Origin of the sequence: Corynebacterium sp. HMSC14H10, assembly GCF_001807105.1 — a bacterium.
Classification (GTDB): domain Bacteria; phylum Actinomycetota; class Actinomycetes; order Mycobacteriales; family Mycobacteriaceae; genus Corynebacterium; species Corynebacterium jeikeium_D.
This window is the reverse complement of record NZ_KV787436.1, coordinates 1-1,300: the sequence shown is the minus strand read 5'-3', so window position 1 is coordinate 1,300 and position 1,300 is coordinate 1. Positions and strand designations below refer to the sequence as shown.

The window sequence follows — 1,300 nt, the reverse complement described above, 5'->3', positions numbered from 1 at the left end:
GGACCTGACCCCCATGTGGTGGACACCTGATATCCAGCCCAGTCGAGCTGGGAAGAAAGGTAATCTACCACCATGTCCAGGTACTCCGAACAGTTCAAACGCGATGCCGTAGCCCTCTATGAGAACAACGAGGATCTCTCGCTGAACTCAGCATCAGCTGAGCTCGGTATCAACCGTGCCTCGCTACATTCTTGGGTCAAAAAGTACGGCACTGGCAAACGTGCCCGCATTAAAGCCGTGCACGATCAAGCCCAAGCGGCGAATGATTCTGCGCGAATCCGTCAGCTGGAAAAAGAAGTCTCTAAGCTGCGCGAAGAACGCGACATCCTGCGTAAGGCCGCGAAATATTTTGCCGAAGAGACTCACTGGTGATCCGCTTCCAGTTTGTCGATGACCACCGAACCGAGTACTCGGTTAAGCGGATGTGCGATGTGTTAAAGCTGAATCGTTCCTCGTTTTACAAGTGGGTGAGCACCCGTAAAAACGCAGGTTAAAGATGTATTCTGATGCCGTTATTGGTGCAAGAATCAAGACCATCTTCGATGATGAGCACGGGCTTTATGGTGCTAAACGCATCGCCGCAAGCCTCAAGGAGGACACGACGTATACCCCGATCAATCACAAGAAAGTTGCACGCATCATGAAATCCATGGGGTTAAAAGGCTTTAGCAAACGGCGTCGATGCATTACTACCAGGCGTAAGCCTGGTCACCGTGTCATGCCAGATCTAGTAGGCCGCAAGTTCACAGCTGGCGAGCCAAATCGTGTGTATGTCGGTGACATTACTTACCTGCCGTGTAGGGGAGGCAAAAACATGTACCTTGCCACAGTCATTGACACGTATTCACGTAAACTTGCAGGTTATGCACTCGCAGACCACATGCGGGTCTCACTAGTTATCGATGCTCTAGCCCACGCACACGGCGTGCGCGGCAGTCTTGACGGGACTATTTTCCATTCCGATCACGGCAGCGTGTACACCTCACAAGACTTTAGGAACTACTGCTCGTCGTTAGGTGTGCGCCAGTCCATGGGCGCGGTTGGAACGAGTGCCGATAATGCCCTGGCAGAATCCTTTAACGCCACCTTAAAGCGGGAAGTGCTGCGTGATCGGAAAGTCTTTGACAACCCAATTAGCTGTCGTCAAGAGGTCTTCCGGTGGTGCATGCGCTACAACACGCGCAGGCGGCACTCCTGGTGCAATCTCGTAGCTCCTGATGTCTTTGAAGCCGAGACTTCGGCTATACTGACCACAGCAGCATAGCTAGCCCCCGATGTGTCCACTTTCCGGGGGTCGGGC

The 1,300-nt window shown here is 52.9% G+C and carries 1 pseudogene; it reads left to right on the top strand.

The window, feature by feature from the left end:
* Positions 1 to 72: 72 nt before the first annotated feature.
* Positions 73 to 1,264: pseudogene (locus HMPREF3135_RS07565) on the top strand (IS3 family transposase).
* Positions 1,265 to 1,300: the final 36 nt, after the last annotated feature.